Origin of the sequence: Streptomyces sp. MB09-02B (assembly GCF_033794485.1) — a bacterium.
Classification (GTDB): Bacteria; Actinomycetota; Actinomycetes; order Streptomycetales; family Streptomycetaceae; genus Streptomyces.
The window spans coordinates 1-22,348 of the sequence record NZ_JARGEE010000036.1; the positions used below are offsets into that span (position 1 = coordinate 1).

General features: G+C 72.1%; 21 protein-coding genes. 7 read left to right on the plus strand and 14 right to left on the minus strand.

The genetic code is table 11. From position 1 onward, the window contains the following. From P1P70_RS08115 to P1P70_RS08170, 12 genes are all read right to left on the minus strand, one after another. The coding region (locus tag P1P70_RS08115) for a SagB/ThcOx family dehydrogenase (RefSeq protein WP_319235798.1) at positions 1 to 900 on the minus strand (900 nt) is incomplete at its 3' end. Beyond that, positions 897 to 2,429, minus strand: a complete 1,533-nt coding sequence (locus P1P70_RS08120; protein WP_319235800.1) for a SagB family peptide dehydrogenase — start codon at positions 2,427 to 2,429, stop codon at positions 897 to 899. The genes P1P70_RS08115 and P1P70_RS08120, both read right to left, overlap by 4 nt. An 11-nt stretch (positions 2,430 to 2,440) precedes the next feature. Beyond that, positions 2,441 to 4,456, minus strand: a complete 2,016-nt coding sequence (locus P1P70_RS08125; RefSeq protein WP_319235802.1) for a TOMM precursor leader peptide-binding protein — start codon at positions 4,454 to 4,456, stop codon at positions 2,441 to 2,443. Continuing rightward, the gene (locus tag P1P70_RS08130; RefSeq protein ID WP_319235803.1) at positions 4,449 to 6,323 is read right to left on the minus strand and encodes a hypothetical protein; all 1,875 of its coding nucleotides are present in this window, start codon (positions 6,321 to 6,323) and stop codon (positions 4,449 to 4,451) included. The genes P1P70_RS08125 and P1P70_RS08130 overlap by 8 nt, the downstream gene beginning before the upstream one ends. Positions 6,324 to 6,492: 169 nt before the next feature. Continuing rightward, the gene (locus tag P1P70_RS08135) at positions 6,493 to 7,635 is read right to left on the minus strand and encodes a nucleotide disphospho-sugar-binding domain-containing protein (RefSeq protein ID WP_319235805.1); all 1,143 of its coding nucleotides are present in this window, start codon (positions 7,633 to 7,635) and stop codon (positions 6,493 to 6,495) included. A 3-nt stretch (positions 7,636 to 7,638) separates the two neighbouring features. Next, positions 7,639 to 8,601: a dTDP-glucose 4,6-dehydratase gene (gene rfbB / locus P1P70_RS08140; RefSeq protein WP_319235806.1), complete on the minus strand. Its 963-nt coding sequence runs from the start codon at positions 8,599 to 8,601 to the stop codon at positions 7,639 to 7,641. Further along, positions 8,598 to 9,665 (minus strand): glucose-1-phosphate thymidylyltransferase, encoded by a 1,068-nt coding sequence (locus P1P70_RS08145; protein ID WP_319235808.1) that lies wholly within the window; start codon positions 9,663 to 9,665, stop codon positions 8,598 to 8,600. The genes rfbB and P1P70_RS08145 overlap by 4 nt, the downstream gene beginning before the upstream one ends. Positions 9,666 to 9,699: 34 nt before the next feature. After that, complete coding sequence (locus P1P70_RS08150; protein WP_319235810.1) at positions 9,700 to 10,536, minus strand: ABC transporter permease; 837 nt, start codon at positions 10,534 to 10,536, stop codon at positions 9,700 to 9,702. Then, a complete protein-coding gene (locus P1P70_RS08155) occupies positions 10,533 to 11,534 on the minus strand; it encodes an ATP-binding cassette domain-containing protein (protein WP_319235812.1) in 1,002 nt (333 codons plus the stop codon). Before P1P70_RS08155 ends, P1P70_RS08150 begins: the two co-directional genes overlap by 4 nt. 22 nt (positions 11,535 to 11,556) lie before the next feature. Further along, the gene (locus P1P70_RS08160; protein ID WP_319235813.1) at positions 11,557 to 12,798 is read right to left on the minus strand and encodes a cytochrome P450; all 1,242 of its coding nucleotides are present in this window, start codon (positions 12,796 to 12,798) and stop codon (positions 11,557 to 11,559) included. Next, the gene (locus P1P70_RS08165; RefSeq protein WP_319235815.1) at positions 12,795 to 14,036 is read right to left on the minus strand and encodes a macrolide family glycosyltransferase; all 1,242 of its coding nucleotides are present in this window, start codon (positions 14,034 to 14,036) and stop codon (positions 12,795 to 12,797) included. Before P1P70_RS08165 ends, P1P70_RS08160 begins: the two co-directional genes overlap by 4 nt. Next, positions 14,033 to 15,259: a macrolide family glycosyltransferase gene (locus tag P1P70_RS08170; protein ID WP_319235817.1), complete on the minus strand. Its 1,227-nt coding sequence runs from the start codon at positions 15,257 to 15,259 to the stop codon at positions 14,033 to 14,035. Before P1P70_RS08170 ends, P1P70_RS08165 begins: the two co-directional genes overlap by 4 nt. A 304-nt stretch (positions 15,260 to 15,563) precedes the next feature. On the opposite strand from P1P70_RS08170, the gene P1P70_RS08175 reads away from it, so the two are divergent. The 4 genes from P1P70_RS08175 (at position 15,564) to P1P70_RS08190 (ending at position 18,343) form a co-directional block, all read left to right on the plus strand. Next, positions 15,564 to 15,704: a hypothetical protein gene (locus tag P1P70_RS08175; protein WP_159045587.1), complete on the plus strand. Its 141-nt coding sequence runs from the start codon at positions 15,564 to 15,566 to the stop codon at positions 15,702 to 15,704. A gap of 101 nt (positions 15,705 to 15,805) precedes the next feature. Then, entirely contained in the window at positions 15,806 to 16,438 is a 633-nt protein-coding gene (locus P1P70_RS08180) for a flavoprotein (protein ID WP_319235821.1), read from the plus strand. A gap of 22 nt (positions 16,439 to 16,460) precedes the next feature. Then, positions 16,461 to 17,600: a macrolide family glycosyltransferase gene (locus P1P70_RS08185; protein ID WP_319235823.1), complete on the plus strand. Its 1,140-nt coding sequence runs from the start codon at positions 16,461 to 16,463 to the stop codon at positions 17,598 to 17,600. After that, the gene (locus P1P70_RS08190) at positions 17,597 to 18,343 is read left to right on the plus strand and encodes an NAD-dependent epimerase/dehydratase family protein (RefSeq protein ID WP_319235825.1); all 747 of its coding nucleotides are present in this window, start codon (positions 17,597 to 17,599) and stop codon (positions 18,341 to 18,343) included. The genes P1P70_RS08185 and P1P70_RS08190 overlap by 4 nt, the downstream gene beginning before the upstream one ends. Here the strand turns inward: P1P70_RS08190 and P1P70_RS08195 are convergent. After that, positions 18,312 to 18,764, minus strand: a complete 453-nt coding sequence (locus tag P1P70_RS08195; protein ID WP_319235827.1) for a hypothetical protein — start codon at positions 18,762 to 18,764, stop codon at positions 18,312 to 18,314. The two genes, P1P70_RS08190 and P1P70_RS08195, sit on opposite strands and share 32 nt — an antisense overlap. A gap of 617 nt (positions 18,765 to 19,381) precedes the next feature. On the opposite strand from P1P70_RS08195, the gene P1P70_RS08205 reads away from it, so the two are divergent. Then, positions 19,382 to 19,807, plus strand: a complete 426-nt coding sequence (locus P1P70_RS08205; RefSeq protein WP_319235828.1) for a DUF5994 family protein — start codon at positions 19,382 to 19,384, stop codon at positions 19,805 to 19,807. Between the two features lie 914 nt (positions 19,808 to 20,721). Here P1P70_RS08205 and P1P70_RS08210 read toward each other — a convergent pair. Continuing rightward, a complete protein-coding gene (locus P1P70_RS08210; RefSeq protein WP_319235830.1) occupies positions 20,722 to 21,207 on the minus strand; it encodes a DUF5994 family protein in 486 nt (161 codons plus the stop codon). A 151-nt stretch (positions 21,208 to 21,358) separates the two neighbouring features. On the opposite strand from P1P70_RS08210, the gene P1P70_RS08215 reads away from it, so the two are divergent. Then, a complete protein-coding gene (locus P1P70_RS08215) occupies positions 21,359 to 21,610 on the plus strand; it encodes a hypothetical protein (protein ID WP_319235831.1) in 252 nt (83 codons plus the stop codon). A gap of 155 nt (positions 21,611 to 21,765) precedes the next feature. Beyond that, complete coding sequence (locus tag P1P70_RS08220; protein WP_319235833.1) at positions 21,766 to 22,317, plus strand: DUF5994 family protein; 552 nt, start codon at positions 21,766 to 21,768, stop codon at positions 22,315 to 22,317. Positions 22,318 to 22,348 lie beyond the last annotated feature (31 nt).

Genomic DNA, 22,348 nt, shown 5'->3' on the forward strand with positions numbered 1-22,348 from the left:
GTCGGGGAGCGGCCAGGGGGCCGGGCGGTCGCCGAAGTCCCCCGGTGCGGCGCGTCGGATGGCGGCGTGCAGGGCGGTGGCCTCGGCCAGGGCGGGGATCTCGGTGATGGGCATCGGGTCGGGCTCGGCGGCGGGCACCTCGGCGTGGCGGCGTGTGGAAGGCGCCGCTGCGGGTGCGTCCGGCCGGTGCAGGGTGATCACCGCGAACACGCTCTCCGCGAAGGAGGAGAGGCCGAGCAGTTCGTCCAACGCGGCGTCCTCGTAGCGCAGATGGACGGTCGCCGTCAGGCCCGTCGCCTCGGCCGCGGCCACCGTCTGCGCGGCCGCCACCCCCACGTCGAGGCTCTGGAGGCGGTAGCCGAAGACTCCGTACTTGGCCATGTTGCGCCACAGCACGCTGCCCAGCAGCAGGACAAACTCCGGTTCCCGCGCCGGCGGTTCGGCGAGCAGGGGCGTGACCAGGTGACGTCCGTCGTCCGCGCGCAGGTGCTCCAGGGCGTGGTGGACCGGGTCGTAGTGGGAGAGTCCGGCGGGGAGACCGTCCAGGGCGGGATGCGCGAGGTAGAACTCCACGGGGTAGCGGGAGCCGGAGGCGGCGGCGGTACGACCGGGTGACAGGAGCCTCCGGCGGGCGGCGGGACTGCCGAGGCCGAGCGGCATGATGCCGCTCATCCAGCGCATCCGGGTCAGTCCGCCCGCCCGGTGCAGCAGCCAGGACAGACGCCGGAGCGGTTCCGCGTCCCGGGGATCCGGTCGGTCCGGCAACGGCCGACGGCGCGCCGTCGGGTAACGCTTGTGGACCGGCGGAAGCCGGAGCGGGTCGGCCGCGGGCAGAGCGTCCGGCGGCTGGTGGCCGGAGTCGAAGTACACCAGGGCGGCCGAGGCTGTCGAGGACGTCATGTGGCCCTCCAGTGCGGGACGGACATCAGATAGCGCTCGTCGGCGCCGGGGGTGCCGAGGGCGATCTGGAACACCGGCTCGTGGCCCGGCGGCAGACGCAGCGCGTGGGCGAGCGGTCCGGCGGCGTAGCCGTTGTGGATCCGCGCGGCGAGCCCGGACCGGGCGCTCAGCACGCACAGCCGCTGCGCGACGACGCCCGCCTCGTGGTGCAACACCCGGAACCCCCGGTCGCCGAAGGCCACTTGGCCTCGGCGGGCGGGCACCGACAGGAAGACGACGGCGTTCACCGTGCGGTAGTCGATATTGGCCGCCTCCAGACCGAGGCCGGCGGCCTGCGCGGGACCGAGGTGCCGTAGACCGTGTGCGGTCACCTCGTGCACTCCGTCCTCGGCCCCGGTCACATCGACCGCCCACAGGTGCGCCCGCACGGGCGGCGCGGAACCCTCCGGCACGGCGTCGGACCCGTACGGCGTGAAGGCGGGCAGGACCGCGTCGAGCACGGCCGCCACCGGCACCGGCCGCGGCTTCGGGTGGAACGCCGGTGCGCCCGAGGTGCGTCCGCGCAGACAGTCGGCGAGTTCCCCGGCCGGGGCGGGCGCGGCGGGCGCGTGCTCCTCGTGGGGCAGCCGGGCGAAGGACGCCGTGTCGTTGAGGCGGGCGGCGGTGTCCAGCTCGACGAGGTCGGCGAGCGCGCCGACACCGGTGGCGGGACGACCGGGCAGCGGCGTCAACGCCACCTCCGCCTCGCGGGACGCCAGGTCAGGGCCCCTGCGCCCCGCGTACAACGGCACCACCGCGGCCACACTCTCCTCCGGACGCGAGACCCCGATCAGCCGCTCCAGCGGCCCGTCGAGGAACTGGTGCCGCACGTGTCCTTGCACACCGAGCGCGCCCGCGACCATGAGCGCGTTGCCGGCCACCAGACCCGTCTCCTGCGCGCACAGCCGGTACGCGTACGCCCCGTACCGGAACGCCGTGCGCCAGAAGACCGTGGACAGCAGCAGCACGCCCACCGCACCCCCGAGGTCCGTGCCGAGCGCCGCGCCGAGCAGGGATCGGAAGTCGCCGGCCCGCAGCAGGACGAGGGCGTGGTGCGCGGGGTCGTAGGCGTAGACTCCCGTGGGCAGTCCGTCGTGGCCCGGCGTCCACAGGTACATCTCCACCGGCGCGAAGCAGCGGGCGGAGGGGGCGGCCCGGTGGTAGGGCCAGCGGGCGGTGGGGCCGAACTCGGTGCGCAGGACACCGCAGGTGTAGTGGAGCAGCGCGGAGTGGAGGTCGGCGCTCGGCGCGGGCGGGCTCCCGGTGCCGTCGCCGAGGGCCCGGCTCAGCGTGCCGAGCGTCTGGGGCGGCGAAGGCAGCGGATACCGGGGCAGCGAGCCGTGGCGAGTGAACCGCTCCGGTTCCTCTGGCGCGCCCTCCCTGCCGCCCGGCCCCCGCCCGATCAGGTCGGCGTAGTCGTGCAGGGACCGGTGCCAGTACCGTGCGCCGGGCGGCTCGGGGGCCCGGTCGACCCCTTCGACGGCAGTCATCCGCGGGGTCCTCACGGGAACGGGTGGGGGTGGGGGTTGATGTCCTCGGGCGTCAGCACACGGTCGCGGTAGCCGAGTTCGTACGGCACGGTCAGCAGCCGCGGGATTCCGTCGACCCGCCGGTTCTGGTGCCCGAACGTCATCGGCAGGGTGCCCGGCACCATCACCTTGACGCAGGCGAAGCCGCCCGCCCGGTGTTCCGGGGTCGTCTGGTCCACGACCACGACGTCCAGGCCCCGGTCCAGATAGCGGCGGAGCATCTCCTCCAGGTCCGCCCGCAGATCGGTGTGCGCGGGCCACCCCCACCGCTCCTCGAAGCTCGCGAACGGCCGTGCCTCGCGCTCTCCCAGCAGGAAGTCGAACCGGTCGAAGGCGTCCTCGTGGCTGTAGAGCACGGAGTGGTCGCCCATCACCTTTACCAGGGACGGGTCGCGCACCATGCGTGCGGCGCGTTCCCGCTCCGCCACGTCGTAGATCTTGGCGTGCTCCAGCAGATGTGCCGTCTCGTGCAGGACGTTGACGACGGCCTTCTCGGCCAGCAGCGCGGAGCCGCCCGCGCACAGGACGCGCGGTCTGCCCGCGTCGCCGAGCGTGTCGAGACCGACCGCCCAGAAGCACGGGACGCCCTGTTCCAGGGTGGCCGAGTAGAGGCGGACCTCGTACCCCGTCCGGTGGCGCAGATGCTCGATCATCATGGGGATCGAGCGGTCCCGCGCTGAGTCCGGGTCGACGCGCGGGATCGGCATCCGCCCGTACCAGGTCATCAGGAAGGCGTCCCGTTCGGCCACCTCCAGCAGCCCGCACAGGACGGCCTCCTCCAGACAGCCGCCCATGGCGCAGCCGTTGGAGATCTCGTAGACGAAACGCGGGTCGTCGTGGCTGTGCGCCGCGTAGTAGGCATACCGCTCCGGGACCAGCACCGGCTCGGCGCGGGCGAAGGACCAGCCCCACACCCAGGGCATCACCAGGTCCTCGTGGTACCGGATGTAGGGGAAGCCGGGCAGGTCGTGGCGGTCATCGGGGTAGAGCCCGAAGAGGTGCGGGTCCAGGGCGCTTTCCCCTAGCTCCCGCCTGCTCGCCGTGACCGTGGTGCGCCGCCCCCGCGGCTGCTCCCCGCCGAACCGCTCCAGTGCCTCCAGCACGGCGGTGATCCGGGAGGTGCGGTAGTCGGTCGTACGGCCCCACCCGTGCTGCGAGCTGTTGCCGCGCAGGGAGCTGAGCGGGGCCACCGCGCGCGGCAGCGGCCCGCCTCGCTCGTCGTCCACGGACGGCACGACACCAGCGGCCCGGTCCACGTAGATGTCGTACAACTCCTGTTCGCGCGCCACAACGTTCTGCACCCGGAAGACATCGGGCGCGGGCTTGGGGCGGGCGGCCGGGGCGATCCGTGCCGCCTCGGGACCGTCGGGCGGCAGACCGCCGCAGTCCGCGCAGAGCGTGTACGGCAGGTAGCGGTGGGAGCTGACGGCGAGCGAGGCGAGTTCGACGCGGAGGAACCGGTCGCCCGGCCGGCGGCCCTCGGCGGTGCCCGCGCGATCGGCGGCGTCCTGCGGCAGGGGTCCGCCGGTCAGGGTCGACCGGAGGAGGCCGACGGCGAGTTCGGCCGCCACGGCCGCCGCCATCCGGGTGCGCAGCGGCGTGAGCCGGGTGGACAGGGCGGTGCCGTGGCGGGCGCGCAGGGTCTCGTGGTGCTGGGCCTTGTCGCGGGCGAGGCGGCGGCGCCAGTCGGCGCAGGTCGGGCAGGCGTCCCCGACGACGGGTCCGACATGGATCGCGTCCGCCCCGGTGTTCAGCGGGATCCAGGGGACCCCGGCCGCCTCCGCGGCCTTGCGGATCTCGGCGTAGCCTGTCATGTCGGCGGAGTCCGAGGCCACCAGGACAGCGGCGCAGGAGCCGAGCACGTCGGCGAGCGCGCCGCGGTCCAGCCGTACCAGCGGGAAGGAGCGGGCCAGGACGGTGGCGGTGGCCCGGTCGAGCAGTCCGCCGTCGCCGAGCAGGGCGACCGGGCCGGTGGGGTGCTCACGCATCGAGCAGCACCACCCGGACGAGATGCGGCAGTACAGCGTGCACGGCCGGGTCCTGGTCCAGCGGTACGACGACGGGTTCGAGTCCGTCGGCGCGCAGGGCCTCGACGAGCGGGCGGTGCCGTTCTCCGTCGGCGCCCTCGGGCGGGGCCCACAGGGAGACTTCGGGCGAGGGCGCGTACTCGGTCTGGTCATGCGCGTGGGACTGGTGGGCCAGCAGCAGGCGCCCCAGGCCGGACGCGGCGGCCTCGGCGGGGGTGAAGCCGGCCCCGCGCTCGGTCAGCCCGGTCTCCGCGTCACCGAGACGGAAGGCGTAGGCGGTGACCCCGGCGGGAGCCCGGAGCGCATACGCCGACAGTTCCTCGCCTGTGGTGAGCAGCAGATCGCGGAACCGGCCTGCGGAGTCGTCGAGTCGGAGGTCGGCGAGTGCCACCGGCTCCTGCCGCTCCGTCGGCACCCGTCGCACGAGATGGTCCAGCAGCGCCCGCTCCACGGCGTCGTCCCGTGTCGCACCAGCGCCCGTGCCGACGGGGAGATGCCCGAACACCTCGTCCGCCGGCACGTCCCTGACCGTGCCGTCCGCCGCCGCGAACCCGGTCACCGGGCCGTCCGCCGACAGCGCGCCCGCGCGGACGGCGTACGCGGCGAGTCCGTGCCGCAGCGCGGCGTCCTGGGCCTGCGCGAAGTCGGCCCCCGCGCCCCACACCGGGAAGGACTCCCCGGGGCGCCCGGGGTCGGCGACTGCGACGCGGACGACCCGCAGTGGGAACTGCTCGTAGTGCCCCTCGGACACCGGCCCCAGCACCCCGAGCCACTCATCGGTCAACGCACCTACCCGTTCGGCGAGTTCGCCGCCGTTGGAAGCGTCCGGCGCTTCGGCGAGCCGGTGGACGGAGGTCTGAAGCGTCTCCAGGTCGACGCGGACGGCACCGGCCGCCGGGGTGTCCTCCTCCGCGACCCCGGTGACGTGCTCGAAGGCGCGGAACACCAGGTGGTTGGCGACGATGCCCGGGACGGGGCCGGTGAGCAGGTCGCTTCGTGTCTCCGCCACCGGACTGCCCAGTCTCCGCCACAACCTCTCCCAGCGCATCGCGGGGCGGTCCGCCGGGCACACCGGCCCGATCCACGCCTCCTCGCCGAGGAGGGTCACGGCGATCAGGGTCCGGCCGAGTTCCGCGCAGGCGAGGTCGACGGCCGTGAGGTGCCCGGGACCGGTGCGGTCGGCCGCGTACAGGACAAGGTCGGCGGCCTCGACCGCGTGCCGCAGCGCCGCCGTGTCAGTGACGTCCAGCGATCCGTGGTCCAGGTGCTGTTCCACCGCACGGTCCCGGGCCTCGTCGGCGAGTTCCTTGAGCCGCACGCCCACCCCCGGCTCCTCCCCACCGGTGGTCAGGGCCGAGACCCGGGCCACGCCCGTGAGCAGGGCGCCCTCCACGGTGGCGGAGAGCACCGCGCCCGCGCCGAGGACCAGGAGCCGGGTACGGCGGTACCGCTGGAAGCGCAGCGCGGGCGAGGAGCGGAACGACTCGACGAAGGCGATCTCGGTGGCGTACGCCTCCAACTCGACCTCGGACAGGGTGTGTTCCTCGTCCTCGCCGACATCGCGGACCAGTCCGGCCTCGTGCAGCGCGCCGACGAGCCGCTCGACCATCTGCCGGGTCGCGGGCCGCATGCTCGCGGTGAGGTCGCCGACGCTGTGTCTGCCGTCGAGGTGCGGGGACAGTTTCTCCAGCCACGCGTAGGTCGAGGCGCCCTGGAAGGTGACGATGTCGCTGCCCTTGGTCAGCAGCACACCGTCCCCTTCGGGGGCGGGGGTGAAGAAGACGCCGGTTCTCATCCGCGGGCGCATGGCCGCGATCGTGCTCTGCATGGTGGAGGACTCCGCGTTCTGCTGGTCGGGCGTGCGCGCCCCGGGCGAGTCGTGAGGTCGATCGTGTCAGCGGGCCCCCGCCCCGGTCGTCCGTCGGCAGTCTGCATTCCTGCCTCCGCCGAGAAGACGCGGGCGGGCCCGGTCTCCCACTGGTGTGGGGGCCGGGGTCTCAGATCCGCTGGTGATGGCGGGTCAGCTTCTCCAGCACCGGGACGAGTTCGGCGGGCCCCGGAAGCCGCGCCAGCTCGTCGCGCCAGACGGCAGCGCCCTCCCGGCAGTCCTGGAGAACCGACCGCAGAGCCGCCCGCAGCGACTCGGGGCTCGACTCCCCTCGCTGGAGGGCGACTCCGGCGCCTTTACGTACGAGCTGTACGGCCGCCGCCTCCTCGTCCCAGGCCGGCTCCGGCACGATCAACTGGGGCACGCCCGCCGCGGCGGCCGACGCGAAGACCTCGGCACCGCCGTGGTGGACGACCGCCGAGCAGCTCGGGAGAAGCCGCGCCCAGGGGACGTCCAGCGGGCCGACCAGCTCAATGTCCAGCTCCCGCAGGGCGTCCGCGAACTCCTCCCCCGCCACCCAGACCCGCGGTCGCAGCGGCCGGCCGCGCAGCCGCTCCGGGACGCTGCCGCCACCGCCGTACGGCACCCAGCGCACGTTCTCGTACCGGACGCCCGGAGCGGACAGCCGCATCCCAGGCGGCATGGGGTCGACGGTCCACTGGCCGAGGGCCAGTTCGTCGGCGTAGGGCAGTCCGTAGGGTTCGAGGAGCTGCTGCATGGTCTCCTCCAGCGGCTCCGGGAAGCCGCCGCCGGGGGCCTGGTCCCGGTAGCGCGCCGCACGCCCGTGCAGCCAGGCGATGTTGTCGCGGCCCCACAGCAGCCGGGCGTGGGCGGCGCCGCCCACGCGGGCGGCGACGGCGGCCGGGAGGCAGAAGGGGTCCCACAGCACCAGGTCGGGCCGCCAGCGGACGACGGTGCCGGTCAACTCCTCCAGCAGGGGGCGCAGGGCCGCGAAGGCGCGGGTGGTCCGGTACCACTGGGCGCCCCAGTCGGGGCAGTCCCCCGGGTCGATGTGCAGTCCGCCCCCGGGGTGGCCGGCCAGGGCGGGGTTGCGGCTGAGGTCGGTCAGCGCGGCGAGGTCCTCGCCCAGTCCCACCGGGACGGCCGCGAGTCCCGCCTCGGTCACCCCGCGCACCAGGTCCGGGTGAGTGGCGACGCGCACCTCGTGGCCCGCGTTCTGGAGCGCCCAGGCGAGCGGGGGCACCGGGAAGGCACGGGCCGCGACGGGAAAGGCGGCGAACAGGACACGCACGGGTCACTTCCTTCTCGCGGGGTGTTCGATGAGCCGGCGGTACCAGTCGACGGTCTCCGCAAGGCCCTGTTCGAAGGGGACTCGGGGCCGGTGGCCGAGGCGCCGCAGCTTGCTGTCGTCGACGCAGTAGCGGCGGTCATGCCCCTTGCGGTCCTCGACCGGGCGCACCGCGTCCCAGCCGGCACCGCAGGCGTCCAGGAGCAGCCCGGTCAGCTCGCGGTTGGTCAGCTGGGTGCCGCCGCCGACGTTGTAGACCTCGCCGGGCGTGCCGCGGTCCAGGACCAGCCGGACGGCCCGGCAGTGGTCGGACACGTGCAGCCAGTCCCGGACGTTGCCGCCGTCGCCGTACAACGGCACCGGCCGCCCGGCCAGCAGCAGGGTAACGAAGCGGGGGATCAGCTTCTCCGGGTACTGGCCCGGACCGTAGTTGTTGCCGCACCGCGTGATCCGCACGTCCAGCCCGTGGGTGCGGGCGTAGGACAGGGCGAGCAGATCGGCGGCGGCCTTCGTGGCGGCGTAGGGGGAGTTGGGCCGGACGGGGGCCTCCTCGGTCCAGGAACCCGCGTCGATGGAGCCGTATACCTCGTCCGTCGACACCTGGAGGAAGCACCGGGCACCGGCGGCGAGGGCCGCGTCCAGCAGGGTCTGGGTACCGAGCACATTGGTGTGCACGAAGGTCCCGGCGGCGGCGATGGAGCGGTCGACGTGGCTTTCGGCGGCGAAGTTGACCACCACCGAGCCGGGCGTCGGCAGCTTCTCGACGAGTGCGGCGTCGGTGATGTCCCCCTGCACGAACCGCAGCCGTGGATCGCCGAGTACCCGCGCAAGGTTGGCCGGGTCCCCGGCGTAGGTCAGCGCGTCGAGGACGGTGACCTCGACGTCCGGGGGACCGGCGGGTCCGAGGAGGTCGCGGACGAAATGCGAGCCGATGAACCCGGCCGCTCCGGTGACGAGGTAGTGCGTCATGAGGCGATCCGCACGGTGCTGTGGTCACCGAGCACCAGCCGGTGCGAGGTGGACACGCGGGGCGCGGGCGCGACCTGGACGTGGCAGCCGATGAGGGAGGCGTCGATCCGGCGCACTCCGGTGATGGTCGCTTCGCTCAGCACGATGGAGAACTCGATCTCGCTGTCCTCGATCCGGCAGTTCTCGGCGATCGAAGTGGACGGTCCCACATAGGAGTTGACGATGGCCGATCCGGCGCCGATCAGCGCCGGGCCCACGATCCGGGAACCCCGCACGACCGCTCCCGCGCACACCCTGACCCGGCCGACGAGTTCGCTGTCGACGCTGACGCTGCCCTCGACGGCGGGTTCGAGCAACTCCAGGACACTGCGGTTGGCCTCCAGCATGTCGGCGACGGTGCCGGTGTCCTTCCAGTACCCGGTGATGACGGTCGGGCGGATGTCCCGGCCCTGCGCGAGCATCAGCCGCAGCGCGTCGGTGATCTCCAGCTCGCCCCGCTCGGAAGGGGCGATGGCGCGGACGGCCGCGTGGACGGCGGGGGTGAACAGATAGGCGCCGACGATGGCCAGATCGCTCGCGGGCCGCTCCGGCTTCTCCCGCAGGTCCGTGACGCGTCCGTCGGCGGAGAGCGTCGCGACGCCGTAGGCACTGGGGTCGGGGACCCGGGTCAGCAGGAGCTGGGCGTCCGGGCGGTGCGACTGGAACTCGTCGAGCAGCGCGCCGATGCCGCCGACGATGAAGTTGTCGCCGAGGTACATCAGGAAGTCGTCGTCACCGAGGAAGTCCCGGGCGATCAGTACGGCGTGGGCGAGGCCGAGGGGCCGGGGCTGCGGAAGGTAGGTCACCCGCAGCCCGAAGACGGAACCGTCGCCGACGGCCCGCCGGATCTCGGCGGCGGTGTCGCCGACGATCACCCCGACGTCCTTGATCCCGGCGTCGGCGATGGCTTCAAGGCCGTAGAAGAGGACGGGCTTGTTGGCGATGGGGACGAGTTGTTTGGCGGAGGTGTGGGTGATCGGGCGCAGTCGCGTGCCCGCGCCGCCCGCCAGCACGAGGGCTTTCACGAGGCTCCTTTCGATGTTCGGTGCGTCCGGGTGCTCAGTGCCTGGGTGCGCGGAACGCGGCGACCGTGAGCGGGCCGAAGACCACGAGCAGCAGCAGGGACCAGCCGAGCGTGGCGGCGATCGGGTGCGCGATCGGCCAGGCGGCGTCGGCGGGTGCGGCGACGGGGTTGCCGAACAGCTCCCGTACGGCCGACACGACCGCGCTCACCGGGTTCCAGTCGGCGAGCAGCCGCAGCCCCGTGGGCAACCCTTCGGTGGGGACGAAGATGTTGGAGATCATGGTGAGCGGGAACATCAGCATGCCGACCAGGTCGGTCGCCGATCGGGAGGGCATGACCAGGCCGATCCACATCCCCAGCCAGCTGAAGGCGTAGCGGGCGAGGAGCAGCAGGGCGAGCCCCGCCACGACCCCGGTCGGGCGCCAGCCGACCAGCAGCCCACAACCCGCCATCAGCACCAGGGTGATGACCCCGCCGAGGCACTCGGCGAGCGACTGCCCGACGGGCACGCCCGTGCGGCTCATGGGCAGCGAGTGGAAGCGGTCGGTGATCCCCCGCTCCTTGTCCTCGGCCACCACGGCCGCGCTGGCGGCGATGCCGAACACCGCCATCTGCGCGAGCATGCCGGGCACCAGGAAGTCGACGTACGAACCACCGCCGGGCGGCCGCATGTTGCTGCCGAGCACGTAGACGAACAGCAGGGTGAAGAGCAGCGGGATCACCAAGGCCATCACGGCCCGCTCCGGGGCGCTGCGCAGGTGCAGGAGATAGCGCCGGGCGACCGTCGCCGCGTCCCCGGCGCACCAGCGCAGCCGGGACAGCTGGGGTTCGTCGGCGGTGTGCCAAGTGGTAGGCGAACAGGGCGTGTTCACACAGGCTCCCGGTCCCGGTCCGGCCGGCGCATGAGGTTCAGGAACACCTCGTCCAGCGTGGGCCGCCGCAGGGCGAGATCCGCTACGGCGATGTCGGCGGCCTCCAGTTCGCGCAGTACCGTGGCGAGCACGGCCGTGCCGGGCGCCGCGTCCGCGCCGAGGGCCAGGGTGACCCGGCGGGGGTCGTCGCCGGCGCCGGGATCCCGGCCGCCGGCTCGGGCCAGGATCTCGGCGGCCCGGCCGCGCTGTCCGGCGTGGCGGACGGTGAGGTCGATGGACTCGCCGTCGAGCGCGGACTTCAGCTCGAAGGGGGTGCCCTCGGCGACGACCCGGCCGCCGGTGCCGTCCGGGTCGTTCAGCACGGCGATCCGGTCGGCGAGATGGTCGGCCTCGTCCAGGTACTGCGTGGTCAGCAGCACGGTCGTCCCGGCCCGGACCAGCTCCCGCACGCTCTCCCACAGACCACCCCGGCTCTGTGGATCGAGGCCGGTCGTGGGCTCGTCGAGGAACATCACCGCGGGCGGGACGACTAGCCCGACCGCGAGGTCGAGCCGCCGGCGCATCCCGCCGGAGTAGGTGCGCACCGGCCGCTGGGCCGCGTCCGTCAGCCCGAACCGCTCCAGCAGCTCCTCGGCCCGTCGCCGTGCGGCGGCTCCGCGCATCCGGTACAGCCGGGCGAACATCTCCAGGTTGTCCCGCCCGCTGATCACCTCGTCCACCGAGGCGTACTGCCCGGTCAGCGCGACGCTGCCGCGCACCCGGGCGGGGTGCCGGACGACATCGTGCCCGGCCACGCGGGCGGTTCCGCCGTCCGGGAGGGACAGGGTCGCCAGGATCCGGACCAGCGTGGTCTTCCCCGCGCCGTTGGGCCCGAGCAGTCCGCAGACAGTTCCGGGTGCGACGGTGAGGTCGATTCCGCCCAGGGCGGGCGTCGCCCCGAACGCCTTGCGCAGGGCGCGCACCTCGATCGCGGGGGCGTCGAGCGGGGGTGGGGGCACGGGTTCTCCTCGCGACGAAGACTTACGGTCGGGTTCGGGCGGCGGGGCGCAACCGCACCGGCAGCGTCAGCAGCCCGCGCATGTCCCCGACGGGGCGCCACAGCGGGGGCGCGCTCGGATCGGCCGCGGCCAGCTCCGGGCAGCGGTCGAGCAGTACGGCGAGGACGGTCTCCGTCTGGAGCCGGGCGAGCGGCGCGCCCAGGCAGAAGTGGATGCCGTGGCCGAAGGAGAGATGGGGGCCGCGGGCCCGGGTGAGGTCCAGCCGGTCGGGCTCGGGGAAGACCTCCGGGTCCCGGTTGGCCGCCGAGAGCGCCACGCTGACGACGCTGCCCGCCGGGATGACGGTACCGGCGACCCGCACGTCCTCCCGTGCCACCCGCAGCGTGGTCCGCGCCAACGACGCTTCGTAACGCAGGAGTTCGTCCACCGCGGAGGGCAGCAGCTCAGGACGGTCGCGCAACAGCGCGAGCTGGTCGGGATGGCGCAGCAGGGCCTCGACCGCGTTGCCGATCATCCCCGTCGTCGTCTCATGGCCCGCCACGAGCAACAGCACCAGCAGGCCGACGAGTTCCTCGTCGTCGAGGCGCTGTCCCCGGTCGTGCGCCACCACGAGGGCCGCGAGCAGGTCGGGCTGCTCCTCCTGGAGCAGATCGGTGCGGACGTGGGCGCGCTTCGCGGCCACGAGGGAGGCGAACCAGCGGTGCAGTCTGCGGGTGCGCTCCGCGGGCCCCGATCCGTTGCCGGAGATGGTGAGCATCCGGGTGGCCCAGGTCAGCAGCGCGCCACGGCTGCGGTGCGGCACCCCGAGCAGCTCGCTGATCACCAGGACCGGCAGCGGGAAGGCCAGCGCCGTCATCAGGTCGACGGCGTCCTCATCCGGGACCGCGTCGAGGAGTTCCCGGGTGAGCCGTTCGACTCGTGGCCGCAGCTCCTCCACCCGGCGCGGAGTGAACGCACCCGAGATCAGCCGCCGTAGCCGGGTGTGATCCGGAGGGTCGCTGTTGACCAGGGGCAGGAAGAAGCTGTCGGCGCCGGAGACGCCGTACCCGGCGGAACTGAGCGCCTCTTCTGCGAGCCGGGGGTCCTTGGAGAACCGGGGGTCGAGCAGCACGGCCCTGGCGTCGGCGTGCCGGGTGATCAGCCAGTAGTCGAGGCCCTGCGGGTTGCGCACGAGCCGGGGGCCGGGGCTCTCGCGCAGCCGGGAGTAGTAGGCGTGCTGATCGGCGAAGAAGGCGGGCGTGTCGATCTCGGTCGGCGGGGTCACCGGGAGTCCAGCAGGGACTCGATGGCGTCGGCCGCTGCGAGGGCTCCGCCGGCCCGCTGGATGTGCCCGCGCATGTCCTGCACCCGACCCCCGAACGAGGAGTCGGACAGCACCCCAAGCGCCGCCTGCCGCAGACTGTCGGCCGTCACCTCGGTCCGGTGCAGCATCACCCCGAGCCCCAGCTCCGCCACCCGGTCCGCGTTCGCCCGCTGCTCACTCATCTGCGGAATCGCCACCATCGGCACCCCGAACGACAGCGACTCCATCACACTGCCCATCCCGGCATGCGTCACGAACAGATCCGCCTCACGCAACACCCGAAGCTGCGGCACATGCGCCCGCACCTCCACATGCCCAGGCACCCCCGCCAACCGCGCGGGATCGACCCGGTCCCCCACCGCCATCACCACATCCCACGGCAACCCGGCAAAGGCATCCACACACTTCTGGAAGAACCCCAGATCATCGTTGTGAATCGTCCCCAACGACACCAACACCAAAGGCCGTTCACCACCCGCCCGCCGACTCCACTCCCCGTCGAACCGGCGCTCCGACCAACAAGGCCCGACGAAGTGGAAGTCGTCGCCGAACGTCTCGCCCCGGAACTGGAACTCGCGCGGGATGAACACCAGCGCCGGACCCGACTCGCTCCCGGTCATCAACTCCTTGGGCCCGAGGGGGACCCGCACCCGGTCCAGCAGCTTGGCGACACCGTGGAAGACGCGCACGATCTCCGGATGCAGCGGATCGACCTCGGTCCGGTCACTGGCCAGCGACCAGTCAGCGCTCGCCGCGAAGGTGGTCCGGTACGGCAGCGCCGTGATGCCCCGTCGTGCCGCGGCCAGCCGGGCCGCCCACCCGGACGGGTCGTCGTACACCACCAGATCGGGCCGGTCCGTCGCGAACGCGCGGTCCAGCGGTCCGAGTACGGCCACGGTCTCGCGCAGCAGATCGCGCAGCACCTTCGCGAGATCGGCGCTGCCGAACCGGTCCGAACGGTCCCCGGCGCTGTCGTCGGCCGGCAGCCCGTCCATGGTGGACTCGTAGAGCAGCGGCGTCGCCCCGGTCCCGGCCACGGCGGCGGCGAACCGGTCGGTCGTCGCGAAGCTCACCCGGTGCCCGCGCCGCGTCAGCTCCTCTGCGACACCGAGCGCCGGGTTCACATGGCCGTGTCCGGGCAGAGCGAAGAACGCGATGTGCGCCGGACGGGGACTACCGGCCTGGCGGAGATCACTCACCGTCCCACCTCTGCCCGCACCAGCACGGATTCGATGGCGTCGGCCGCTGCGAGGGCTCCGCCGGCCCGCTGGATGTGCCCGCGCATGTCCTGCACCCGACCCCCGAACGAGGAGTCGGACAGCACCCCAAGCGCCGCCTGCCGCAGACTGTCGGCCGTCACCTCGGTCCGGTGCAGCATCACCCCGAGCCCCAGCTCCGCCACCCGGTCCGCGTTCGCCCGCTGCTCACTCATCTGCGGAATCGCCACCATCGGCACCCCGAACGACAGCGACTCCATCACACTGCCCATCCCGGCATGCGTCACGAACAGATCCGCCTCACGCAACACCCGAAGCTGCGGCACATGCGCCCGCACCTCCACATGCCCAGGCACCCCCGCCAACCGCGCGGGATCGACCCGGTCCCCCACCGCCATCACCACATCCCACGGCAACCCGGCAAAGGCATCCACACACTTCTGGAAGAACCCCAGATCATCGTTGTGAATCGTCCCCAACGACACCAACACCAAAGGCCGTTCACCACCCGCCCGCCGACTCCACTCCCCGTCGAACCGGCGCTCCGACCAACAAGGCCCGACGAAGTGGAAGTCGTCGCCGAACGTCTCGCCCCGGAACTGGAACTCGCGCGGGATGAACACCAGCGCCGGACCCGACTCGCTGCTCCCGAAGAACTCCTGGGCGCTCAGGCCCACTCCGAGGTCCGCCAGCATGGTGGCGATCTCCCCGTAGACGGCGTTCAGTCCGGCGTGCTCCGGCTCGAAGGTCGCGTACTCCCCGTCCGTACCAAGCGACCAGTGCTCGTTCGCGGCCAGCGTGGGAATGCTCCGCACGGCCGGTATCCCCCAACTGTGCGCGAGGAGGCGGCCCGTCCACCCGGACAGTCCGTCGTGGACCAGCACGTCCGGACGGTCACCGGCGAACGCCTCGGCGAGCCTCGGGTACACCGCCTCGGTCTCCCGCACCAGGCCCCGCAGCACCTGTACGAAGTCGCCCGTGGTGAACCGGTCGACGCTCTCCAGGTCGTTCATCGCGTTCCGGGTCTGCCGCATGGTCGACTCGTACGGCACCAGCGTGGCGCCGGCCTCCTCGACCTCCGCGCCCTGGCGTGCGGTGACCGCGTAGCTGACGCGATGGCCGCGCGCCACGAGTTCCGCGACGATCCCCGCCGTCGGATTGACGTGACCGGTTCCAGGAATGTTGAAGAAGGCGATATGGGACATCGAACCACCTGTGTTTCCGGACGGGCAGAACTGTCATCGGACCGGCAACGTAGCAAAGGATTCTGCCCGTTCGGTATGCGCGGGCTCCGCCCATTGCCGCAATAGCGGGAAGGTGAGCCCGCGTCTCACACCCGGATGGGAGACGGAGGGCCGGCTTCCTACTCGTGCGGGGAGCGAGAAACCAGCGGGGCGGCGGAAGAATTCGGGATGCTCCCCGGACAGCATGGCGACCGTCGCCCGGACTTCGGGCGGCCCGCGGATGCATTCCCCATCCGTCGGAATATCCCTTGTCGAAGGAGGCACCATGCCCGTCGCCGACCTGCTGGCCGATGACCTGCTGGAGCTGGACGCCCTGACCGAGGACGAGCTCCTCACCGTCGAGGCGGACGAGAACGAGGCGCAGGCCATCCTGTGCTCCTGCTGCTGCTCCTGGTGCGGTTGCTGAGTATCGGCCTGATACACGTCCCCCCGGGAGGCCCGGTCTCCCGGGGGGCTGGACGCTGTCGCCCAGGAGACCGGAGTACGCGATGACAGGTGATGTGCCCGATGACAAGTGAAGAGAACTGGGGAATGCCACCCATCCCGATTCATCCCCTCGGGGTGAAACGCCTCCTCCTGGTCGGCACCGGCTCATCGAATGCCGCTTTCCTTCCGCTATGGGTCAACTGGTTCCAGGTCAGTTATCCGAAAGTGGAATTGCGCATCGTCCTCACGCGTTCCGCGCAGCGTTTCGTGACTCGGGAGGGTCTTTCGGTTCTCACCAACCGGCTGGTTTTCGAGGATTCCTGGTCCGAGGAGCCGCAGACCCGGAAACTCCATGTGGAGCTGGCGAGCTGGCCGGACGGAATCGCCGTATATCCGGCGGGCCTGCACTTCATCGCCCGCCTCGCCCAGGGCCTCGCCGACACTCCAGTGACGATGGCGCTGCAATGCACCAAGGCGCCGATCGCGCTGGCCGCCGCACTGCCCCCGGGCGGCTGGGAGAGCGCGGCGATGACGGACCACCGGGCGCGGCTGGAACAGCGCGCCAATGTCGTGCTGCGCCCGCCGGTGACGGGGCTGAGCATGACGACCGGACGCCATGACGGCAACCAGCCGGACACCCTCCCGAACCTCCTCCGGAGCCTGGAGGACCTCCGCACCCGGCACGAGGCGGTGAACGGTGCGGGCCCCCGCTGAGCCAGGAGCGGCGGCCCGGCACGTGGCGGTCTGCACGGCCCCCGCGTACAGCCACATCGGCCCGTTGCTGGGCACGGTGGCCGAGCTGGTACGGCGCGGCGTCCACGTCAGTTACGCCACGACCGAGCAGTTCGCGCCGCTGGTGAAGTCCGTCGGTGCCACGCCCGTGCCGGTGCGCTCCTCGTTCCCCGCGGACCCGGCCGACTGGCCCACGGACATCCGCCGACTGCCGCTCCTCTACCTCGACGACGCCCGCGCCGCACTGCCCCAACTGACGGCGGCCTTCGCGCGGAACCGACCCGACCTCGTCCTCACCGAGGACCCTGCGGGCGCGGGCAGCGTCCTCGCCGCCCGGTGGGGCATCCCGTCGATGCAGGTCTGGACGTACCTGGCGGCACCCCACCACTGGTCCCTGGCCCCGCCCGGGACGCCCACGGCGAACCCCGTGGCGCCCGAATTCCTGTCTCGGCTGACGGAGTTCCTCGCGGCGGAGGGCGTACGGACCACAGCACGGGACCACTTGACCACGGCGCTGTCGGGCGGACTGGTCCTCATCCCCCGCTCCTTCCAGCCGGACGGCGACACCTTCGGCGAGGAGTACGCCTTCGTGGGCCCGACCCCGGCCCCCGAACCGGCGGACTGGACCCCGCCCGACGCGGACACCCCTGTCGCCCTGGTCTCCCTGGGTTCGATCGACCGCGCCCACCCGGAGTTCTTCACGACGGTCGCCGAGGCGTTCACCGATCTCCCCTGGCACGTCGTGATGGCGACCGGCGATTGCTGCGACCTGCCCCCGCTTCCGGCGAACGTCGAGACGCGTTCCTGGGTGCCGAACAGGGCCGTACTGCGCCATGCCGCCCTGACCGTCCACCACGGCGGGATGGCCACCACGATGGAGGCCCTCCAGCACGGGGTGCCGTCCCTGGTGGTGCCCCGGCTGCCCGAACAGGCCGGCACCGCACGGCGCGTGCGCGAGCTGGGCCTGGGCACGGCGATCCCGTTCCGCTCGGTCACTCCGGCGGCCCTGCGCACCACGGCACTGCGCCTGCACGCGCACGACGGCGTCCGCCGGCGGGTGGCCGCGATGCGCGAGGAGATCCGCCGCGCGGGCGGCGCCCGCACCGCGGCCGACGCCGTCCTGCGACGCCTCGCTCCCGCATGAGCGCCGAAGTGATCGGTGACGGATTCATCGCCCGCCACCTCCGCCGCCACCCGCTCTCGCACCACCGGGTGACCGTGCTGGCCGCGGGAGTCTCCAGAACCTCGGAGTCCGCGCCAGAGCAATTCGCCCGCGAGGCACGGTTGGTGACCGCCACCGTCCGCCGCTGCCGGGAGCAGCGCCGACTGCTGGTCTTGCTGTCCACAGCGGCCACCGGCCTGTACGGCAGGCAGGGCGAGGGTCACGAGAGCGCGCGGATCACCCCGCTGACGCCATACGGCCATCACAAGCTGGCGATGGAACGGCTGGTCACCGCCTCCGGCGCCGCCGCGCTGATCCTGCGCCTGAGTCATCTGGTCGGCCCGGACCAGAACCCGGCCCAGCTCATCCCGTCGCTGGTCCGTCAGATCCGATCGGGCACGGTCACCGTCCACCACGGGGCGCGCCGGGACCTGCTGGACGTACGGCACTTCGGCACGGTGCTGAACCGGCTGCTGGACCTCGGGGTGCACGGCCGTACCGTCAATGTGGCCTCGGGGATCTCCTACTCGGCCGAGGAGATCGTCACCGCGGTCGAGGCGGCCCTGGGCAGGCGGGCGCACCGGGTCCCGCACGAGGTACCGCCCGAGGCCCTGCGGATCTCCACCGGCCGGATGCGGGCCTACGTCCCCGAGGCCGCGCACTTCGGCTTCGGCCCCGCCTACCTGGACGGCCTCATCGCGCGCTACGCGCCAGCCACGGTGTGAGGTTGGAGTCCACGATCAGTTCCTTGTAGGTCTCGTCCCCCGGGAGCGGCACGATGAGCCACTGGCCGGGCGGGAACAGCCGGCCCTTGGTCCGGGCGAGCCCGCCGTAGATGGATCGCAGGAACCCGGGCACGGAGTCCTGCGGCACATCGTGGAACTCCACCCCGTCGACGGTGATCCGCGCGTCGTCCTCGGGGAAGAGCCGGACGCTGACGGAGGGCGACCCGGCCAGATCCACGAACGCCTCGTGCGGCAGCGAACCGTCGGGGTCGCACACGGCGAACAGCTCGGCCGAGGTGCGGCGCGAGGTCTGGTCGGCACCGATGTCGTCGGTGACGGTCATGCTCACCCCGAACTCCACCGCGAGGTCACGAATCGCCACGACAGCGGACTCAGTGGTCGGCAGATGCGCTCTCTCCATGCCACCGATCATGCCCGACGAGCCCCACAGAGGCCTAGATGCAATACCGGTGATTTAGTTTGTTTTCCGGCGGGTCGGCTGTCCGGTCCCGGTAGATGCTTGACACTTCGGTCCCAGGTGATGGCTGACAGTGGCCGTGATCGGCTTTTCTGTGCACGTCGTTACGGCGTGTGGCGGGAGGCCGGGATTGGCGCTGGTGGACTGAGACCGGCCCGCCCCGGACCGTCGCCTCGTGTTCGGGTCCACCGGGCCCACCTTCCTTCCGCAGCACGCCACCCGTCCTCACAGGGCAGCCCGTGAGCCCGGCCGCGCCATCCGCATCCAGGCCGAGGAGTCACGTATGCCGCTCAGTCCGACAAGGTCCATGACGGTCACACCGTCGGACACCGTCCCGCTGCCCCAGGGCTACAACAGGACGTCCCCCTTCCCGGCGCTGTGCCTCGTCGCCCTGACCCTGCTCTCGTTCGGCGAGAGCGGGCACAACCACCACCACGCCGACCCCACCAGCGGCGTCGACCGCGGCCGGCTCGACCCGTCGGCCGAGTCCGGTCCGCGTCGCCACCCGCCGCGCCTGACATCAACCATTCACCCATGTACGGCAGTTGGCAGGAGATCTCATGACCACCGCACTACAGCCCCCGCTTCCCTCCCATCCTCTCCTTCGCCTGCGCCTGGCACCGCGCGGCGGCATGCCCCGCCCCATCGATGGAGCGTGGTGGCCTCGTTCGTACGACCTGCTCGCCGAACTCCCCCGGCTGCTCGCCGGATTGCCGCGCGCGTGGGGCCATATCACCAGCGTCACGGTCAACGGGGCGACCTGGTCCGCGGTGCCCGGCCGGATGCTCGTCTCCAATCAGGTCGTACAGCTGCACCGGACCCTCACGGCATCTGCCGCGCACACCATCGTCCTTCTCGCACCCGGCCAGGGACGCTGGGACCTGATGGTCGTGCCACCTAATACGACCGAGGAGGCCGCGGAACCGCTCATGGCGGCCGGGGCGGACGGTCAGGCGCGAGAAGAGGTGACGAAACCTCGATGTTGATCTCGTGGGTCCCGGCGGGGGTCAAGCGCGTGCGGCGAGCGGTCCGGTGCGGGCTGCGCTGCCCAGCCCGGACAGAGAGGCCGATGCTGTACGGACCAGTTTGTCGACGGGCGGGTGCACCAGCCAGATAGCTGGGACAGGTGAAGGGGACGACCACCGCCCTGGACCGGCGAAGTCGGCGGTCACCCTGTGCGCGGACACCCGCGCTTCCCGCCAACGCGAGCCGTCGCAGGATGGTCCTCACGGCCGTTGGAGCGAGCGGGATTCAGCCTCAACGCAACCGGGCCATGAGGACTGGGGCCGGGGTCGCAATCGGCTCCCCCGCGGGAGGCGGCTCCGGTCCGCCAGGGGACGCCTGCCCCGGACCCCAGGATTCGAACGTCCTCTTGCTGACCCGTCGTGCAGTTTTCCGCAGGCGTGCGTCTCCTCGCCGCCGAGGGCGGCCGGTCTGGGACGCCGAAACCGTGGAACCCGGGCATCGAGTTCGCGGTTCGGAACAGAGCCACGGGCTGGCGTGCTCGTGCGACCGACGATGGTCGCGCGAGCGCGTGCTGCCGGGTGACGTGGCCGTGTCGCTCACCGGGATGCGCTCGTCGCCGGTCATTACATGGTGCGTGCGTGGGCGGCTCGCGGCAGACCGGGCCGCTATGGCAGGCGGCTGGATTGCCCTAAGACTGTTTGCAGGTGCCGGTTCGCGGAACCCGGACTATGGGCCTCACGGTTGGCTGAACCGTGAATCGCCTCCTTCAATCGTGGGACCGGGTGGCACCCGGTCCCACGAGCACGCCACGGACGCGAATCGGATCCGTCTGGCACCCACCAGTGTGCGCCGACAATCCCCGGGCGCCTTCGACAGCACTGTCATCCCGGCGCCAGCACCGGACTGGCACGACGGCCGCCTCGGCTGACCGGCGTCAAGTCTTCGGCGCCGCCCGGTCGGTACCGGTGTTGATGAGGATCTGTTCGGCTCGCGTGATGTTGTCGGCGCGGACGGCTTCGGCCATCGCGGTGCGTGCCGCCTCGGGCGTCGCGTGCGGCGGGATGACGAGGAGGGAGAAGTAGTCCTGACCGCCCCTGGTGACGAGGACGGTGTCGTCACCGACCGGGAAGGAGTCGATATGGACGACGCGGTCGTCGACGAGCAGTCGCGTCGGCAGCGCGTCCCAGGCTCCGGCGTCCAGGCCGACCCGCGTGAGCGGCCCCAGGAACTCGGTCAGTGCGGAGATCAGTGCGGGAAGTTCGGCTGCGATAGCACGGGAGCACGGCCACCACGCCCCGTCGAGGACGCCCCGCCGGTCATGCGTGGTCTGTAGCCGTACGACAGCCGTCCCCGGCTTCACCGCCTGGTGGACGGCGTCCGGCAGGAGTCTGGTCACACGCGGGGAACCGGAGTCGGACATGACGCCCGCCTGTCTGCGAGAGATACGGAGTGACTTCCTCGTTTCACGGTACTCCGCGGCCCGCGGCAGTCGGAAAGCTCGCTGGTCACACGTGCCGGAGTAGGGTGAAAGATCCAGTCCACGGATTTATGCCCAAGAGGGAACGGTCGTCATGCAGCCCCAGGAAACTCCCCCCGACGGACACGCCGACGTACGTATCGTCGCCGCCTCCCCCGAGGTCGCCCGCCAGGTCGCGGAAGTTCTCCGTCACTGCTTCGCCACCACGGAACAGCGCAGCTATCCCGCGGACGCCGAAGGAGGGACCCGCCTCGAGCTCATTGTGGACACCACCAGCGCGGCAGAACCGGCGCGGTCCTGGCTGGAGACCAGCCGCTCCTCGGGCCAGGACGGCCGCCGGAAGTGAGGGGATCTCCGGGAGCGGTCGTTCGGCCGCTTCGGGGAGTAGCGTGAACCCATCGGGAGCACTTCGCGCACCGGCCCCGATACCGGTGTCGTTCCTGGTGAGCAACGGCACCGGGCAACTGCTCACGCGCAGGGGTTCGGAGACGGGTTCGCACGATGTCCGCGATCACCGACCATTCCTCGCCGCGCGCCGTGCCCTTCAGGGCTCCGTCCGTGCGCCTCGCCCTCAAACCCGTGGGCCCCTCCCCGGGACAGGTCGGGCTGGACGGCGCCTGGTGGCCCCGCTCCCGTGACCTGAGCGCCGAACTGCCCGCGCTGGCCGACGTCCTGGACCCGCTTTGGGGGCGGATCACCCGTATCGCCGTCAACCCCCGCTACTGGCCGATCATCCCGCAACGGATTTTCGTCAACGGCCATGTGGTCAAGGTCGGTTGGTTCACCACGGAGCTGGACCCGCACATGATCCTGCTGCTGTCCGGAACGTCGGGCCGCTGGGACCTCCTGGTGATACCTCCGGAGGTCAGCGCCACGTCGGCCGCCCGGCTGATGGCCGCCGCGAGCGCGAGCACCACCCCGCAGTCGACCGCGACCGCTCTCCTGGCGGCGGAACTGGTCGACACCCCCTCCACATCGTCCGACGCCGACACCGGACGGCCCGACCGGCTGACCGCGTCGATGCGGCCGTATGCGCCGCCGCCTCGGCCGTAACGCGGCGGCCCGGACGCGTGGCCGCGGCGTT